This is a genomic window from Janthinobacterium sp. BHSEK, from assembly GCF_056174685.1.
On sequence record NZ_JBWBYV010000111.1, the window covers coordinates 1 to 5862 of the forward strand.

1 protein-coding gene is annotated in these 5862 nt (G+C 67.8%); it reads left to right on the forward strand.

Annotation, left to right across the window (positions count from 1 at the left end):
- Positions 1 to 28: 28 nt before the first annotated feature.
- Positions 29 to 5862: hybrid non-ribosomal peptide synthetase/type I polyketide synthase (locus tag AC0V2Y_RS26750; RefSeq protein WP_475418400.1), on the forward strand; the 5834-nt coding region annotated here is incomplete at its 3' end.

Here is a 5862-nt window from a genome sequence, read left to right on the forward strand (position 1 = left end):
GGTCGAACCGGTGTCTGACGAGGACCTGATGCGGGCCGGCGTCCCGCCCTCGCTGATCGCCCATCCGGACTATGTCAAGGCAGCGTCGCTGGTGTCCGGCTTCGACATGTTCGATGCCGAGTTCTTTGGCATGTCGCCGCGCGAGGCGGAGATCATGGATCCGCAGCACCGCATGTTTCTGGAATGCTGCTGGGAAGCGCTCGAGCACGCCGGCTACGCGCCCGGCACTGACGCCGGCGCGGTTGGCGTGTTCGCCGGCACGGCGCTCAGCGCTTACCTGATGGAAAATCTGTTTTCCAATCCTCAACTGATTCAGACGGTCGGCAGCCGCCAGCTCATGCTGGCCAACGAGAAAGATTTTCTGTGCGGCCGTGCCGCTTACGAGCTGAACCTCCATGGCCCCGCCGTGGTGGTGCAGACCGCCTGCTCGACTTCGCTGGTGGCGGTGCACATGGCTTGCCAGAGTGTGCTGAACGGCGAGTGCGACATGGCCCTTGCCGGCGGCGTCGCGGTGCACACCTTCGAGAAGCGCGGCTACCTACACACCGAAGGCGGGGTGTTCTCGGCCGACGGCCATTGCCGCGCCTTCGACGCCGATGCCACCGGCATCATTACCGGTAACGGCCTGGGCCTGGTGGTGCTCAAGCGACTCGGCGCCGCCCGTGCCGACGGCGATACCATCCATGCGGTGATACGCGGCTCGGCCATCAACAACGACGGCGCCGACAAGGTCAGCTTCGCCGCGCCCAGCATCGACGGCCAGGCCGCGGTGATCAGCGAGGCGCAGGCCGTGGCCGGCATTGCCGCCGACAGCGTGGGTTACATTGAGGCGCACGGCACCGGCACTCATCTCGGCGATCCGATCGAGGTGAGCGCGCTGACGCAGGCATTCGCGGCATCGACCGAGCGCCGCCAGTTCTGCGCCATCGGTTCGCTGAAGACCAATGTCGGCCATCTGGACGTGGCAGCCGGCGTGGCGGGCCTGATCAAGGCCACGCTGGCCGTCAAGCACGGCGAAATCCCGCCCAGCCTGCACTGCGACACCCCGAATCCGCACATCGACTTTGCCAATAGCCCGTTCTTCGTGAATACCGTGCTGCGTCCATGGGGCGGCGCCGGCCAGCCGCGCCGCGCCGGCGTCAGCGCTTTCGGCCTGGGTGGCACCAATGCCCACGTGGTGCTGGAACAAGCGCCGCCGGCCGCGCCGCGCGACAGTGCGCGCGTGGCGCAGTTGCTGTTGTTGTCGGCCAAGACCCCGGCCGCGCTGGACCAGGCCACCGCCAATCTGGCGCGCTTCCTGGATGAACAGCCGGACACCAACCTGGCCGACGCCGCCTGGACGCTGCTGCACGGCCGCCGTCACTTCGCTCATCGCCGTGCGGTGGCTGCCGCCGATGTGGCCGAAGCCGCGACGGCGCTCAGGCAGGCGCAGTCGGTCCGCGGGCTGCCGGTGGCGGCCGATGGCAAGCAACCCGAACTGGTCTTCATGTTCCCTGGCGGCGGCACCCAGTATGTGGACATGGGCCGCACTCTCTACGCCGCCGAAGAAGTGTTCCGCGATGCGGTAGACGAGTGCGCCGCCATCCTGCAGCCTATCCTCGGCCGCGACCTGCGCGCCGTGCTGTTCACAGGCGATGTAGCCGAGCCGGAGGCCAGCGCCACGCTGAACCGCACCGAACTGGCCCTGCCGGCCCTGTTCACCGTAGAATACGCCATCGCCCGCCAACTGGCCGCATGGGGCCTGACACCGAGCGCCATGATTGGTCACAGCCTGGGCGAGTACGTCGCCGCCTGCCTGGCGGGCGTATTCTCGCTGGCCGACGCGCTGACCATCGTCGTCGCCCGCGCCCGGCTGATCGGCAGCCTGCCCAGCGCCAATATGCTGGCGGTGCTGATGTCGCCGGAACAGGTGCAGGCACGTCTCGGCGATGACCTGTGGCTGGCCTGTGTCAACGGCAGCCAGGCGTGCACCATTTCCGGCACCCCCGCCGCCACCGAAAAACTGGCCGCACAGCTGGAGCGCGAAGGCTGCGATTTCCAGTTGCTGTCAGGCTGGCCGGGCTCGCATTCCGGCCTGATGGCGCCTATCCTCGAGGAGTTCCGCAGCGTTTGCGCCGGCGTGCGCCTGAACGCACCGCGTGTGCCTTACCTCTCCAACCTGAGCGGAGACTGGATCAGCGCCGAACAGGCCACCTCGCCCGACTACTGGGTCGCCCATCTGCACCACACTGTGCAATTCGGGGCCTGCCTGAATAAGCTGCTGGATAATCCTGCCTACGTCTTTGTCGAAATCGGTCCCGGGCATACGCTGGCCAACCTGCTGCGCCGCGAGGCGGCAGCCGGCGCCACGCCGCGCCGGGCGGTGACGATCACGACGATGCCGCGGCGCGACGCCGCCGACAGCGGCGTGAGCGTGCTGCTTGGTGCGCTGGGTCAACTGTGGGCCAACGGCTGCGCCATCGACTGGGACGCCGTGTATGGCGACGCCACCGGCGGCCGCATTCCGCTGCCGACCTATCCGTTTCAGCGCAAGCGCTACTGGATCGCGGCGCAGCAGCGCTACATGGACACGCCGGACCTGGCCGAGGCCTCCAGTCTGGCCGACCAGGCGGGGCCACCGGATGCGGACGCCGCCGAGGAGCGCGCGCCGCTGCTGTCGCACCACCAGCGTCCCGAACTGGCGACGCCGTATGTGGCGCCGCGCTCGCCGACCGAACAAACACTGTGCGCGATCTGGGAGAACCTGCTGGGCATCCAGCCGGTCGGCAGCGAGGACAACTTCTTCCTGCTGGGCGGAAGCTCGCTGATCGCGGTGCAACTGGCTTCCCGTATCCGCTCGGCGCTGCGCGTGGAACTGGCCCTGCGCACGCTGTTTGATACGCCGACGGTGGCGGCGCAGGCCGCCGAAATCGAGCGTCGTCTGCAGGCTGCCGCCACGGCTTCGGTGCCGGCGCTGGCGCCGATCCCGTTGCGGACGGCGGGCGGCGTGACGCCAGCCTCCGATTCACAGCAGCGGCTGTGGTTCCTCGACCAGCTCGACCACGCCGCCAGCGTCGCCTACCATGTGCCGTCCGCACTGCGCCTGAAAGGCAAGCTGGATAAGGTCGCACTGCGGGCCACGCTAAACCGTATCGTGGCCCGTCACGAAAGCCTGCGCACCACCTTCTCCAGCGTCGACGGCCGGACCGGGCAGGTGATCGCTGCAGCGACGGCCGGTTTTTCCCTGAGCGAGCGCGATCTGAGCCAGCTGTCCGGCCATGAGCGCGACTTCGCCCTGAACGGCATCAGTGCGGCCGAGGTGGCGCAGCCGTTTGATCTGGTGAGGGGGCCGCTGATCCGCGGCCAGTTGCTGTGCCTGGCCGAAGACGAGCACGTGCTGCTGGTCACCCAGCACCACATCATTTCCGATGGCTGGTCGCTTGGCGTGCTGGTGCGCGAGATAAGCATGCTGTACACCGCCTTCAGCCAGGGCCGGGCCGACCCGTTGCCGCCGCTGGCGATCCAGTACGGCGACTATGCCGCCTGGCGGCACGCGTGGTTGCAGGGCGCGGTGCCGCAAGCCCAGTGCGCTTTCTGGAAGGAACAACTGGCGGGCGCGCCAGCGCTGCTGGCGCTGCCGACCGACCGTCCGCGTCCACCCCGCCAAAGTTATGCCGGCGCCAGCGTTCCGCTGGTGCTGGGTGCAGAGCTGACGGCCGGCTTGAAGGCGCTGAGCCAAAGGCACGGCGCCACCCTGTTCATGACCCTGCTGGCAGGCTGGGCGGCGCTGCTGGCGCGCCTGTCGGGCCAGGACGATGTGGTGGTGGGTACGCCGGTGGCCAACCGCCAGCGCGTCGAGCTGGAAAACTTGATCGGCTTCTTTGTCAACACCCTGGCGATGAGGGTGCGGCTGGCGGACAACCCGACCGTGGCGCAGTTGCTGGCCCAGGTCAAAGCACATACCCTGAGCGTTTACGAGCACCAGGATCTGCCGTTCGAACAGGTGGTGGAAGCGCTGCAGCCGGTGCGCAGCACCAGCTACAGCCCGCTGTTCCAGGTCATGCTGACCATTCACAACAACCCTGGCCACAGTGTGTTTGATCTGCCCGGTCTGACCCTGAGCCCGATCGAGCAGACGCAGGACACCACGCAGTGCGACCTGACGCTGTCGCTGACCGATACCGGCGACGACTGCGTGGGCAGCCTGCGCTATGCCAGCGACCTGTACGACGAAGCCACCGCGCGGCGCATGGTTGGCCACTTCTGCACCCTGCTGCACGCCATGGTCGAGGACGAGGGCAAGCCGGTGCGCCAGCTGGCGCTGAACAGCGCCGAACAGCGCCGCCATCTGCTGGTCGATTTCAACGATACCGCGCGGACCTGGCCACACAGCGGTTTGATCCATCAGTTGTTCGAAGCCCAGGCCAAGGCCCGGCCGGAAGCGATCGCCCTGGCGCATGGCGAGGAGAAACTGAGCTATGCCCGCCTGAACCGCCAGGCCAATCAACTGGCGCATCGGCTGCGCGCCATCGGCGTGCGGCCCGATGACCGGGTCGCCATCTGCGTCGAGCGCGGCGTGCCGATGGTGGTGGCGCTGCTCGGCATCCTCAAGGCCGGCGCCGCTTATGTACCCCTCGATCCATCCTACCCGGCCGACCGCCTGGCCTACATGCTCGACGACAGCGCGCCGGCGGCCCTGCTGACCCAATCGGCGCTGAATGCCGCACTGCCACACGTCGACCTGCCGCGCCTTGTGCTCGATGATGAAGCCGATGCCGCCCGCATCGCCGCCGAGGACGATGGCAATCCGGATCCGGCTGCGATCGGCCTGACGCCGCGGCATCTGGCGTACGTCATCTACACCTCGGGCTCGACCGGCAAGCCGAAGGGCGTGATGAACCGTCACGACGGCCTGTGCAACCTGGCAAACGCGCAGAGCGCGGCCTTCGAGGTCGGTCCGGAAAGTCGCGTGCTGCAGTTCGCCTCGTTCAGTTTTGATGCCAGCATCTCGGAAATCGTCATGGCGCTCTCCAGCGGCGCCAGCCTGTTCCTGGCCGATGCCGACGCCATGCTGCCGGGCGAGCCGCTGCTGGCGACTCTGCGTGTCCATGGCATCACCCACGTGACCTTGCCGTCGTCGGCGCTGGCCGTGTGCGGCGAGCCGGCCGAGCTGGCGCGCATGACCCTGATCGTCGCTGGCGACGCCTGTCCACCGGAACTGGCGCAACGCTGGTCCGCCCACCATGCCCTGTTCAACGCCTATGGCCCGACCGAGGCGTCGGTGTGCTCGACGATCTACCGATGCGACGGCACGTGCTCCTCGTCTGTGCCGATCGGCAAGCCGATGAACAATGTACAAATCTACATCCTTGACCAGAACATGCAGGCGGTGCCGCTCGGCGTAGTGGGCGAGATCTGCATCGGCGGCGCCGGCGTCGCCCGAGGCTACCTGAATCGTCCTGAGCTGACGGCGGAGCGCTTCGTCGTCGATCCCTTCTCCGGCGGGCCGGAAGCGCGGCTTTACAAGACTGGGGACCTGGCGCGCTGGCTGCCGGACGGCAACATCGACTTTATTGGCCGCAACGACTTCCAGGTCAAGATCCGCGGCTTCCGCATCGAACCTGGCGAGGTGGAGGCGCGCCTGGCCGCTTGTGACGGCGTGCGCGAAGCGCTGGTGGTGGCGCGCGAGGAAGGGGAGGGCGATAAGCGTCTGGTGGCCTATCTGACTGTCCAGACGGGCGCCGCGCCGTCGGCTGCCGACCTGCGCGGCGCACTGGCCCGGCACCTGGCCGACTACATGATTCCGGCCGCGTTCGTGATGCTGGAGAGCTTCCCGCTCACGCCGAACGGCAAGGTCGACCGCAAAGCGCTGCCGGCCCCGGA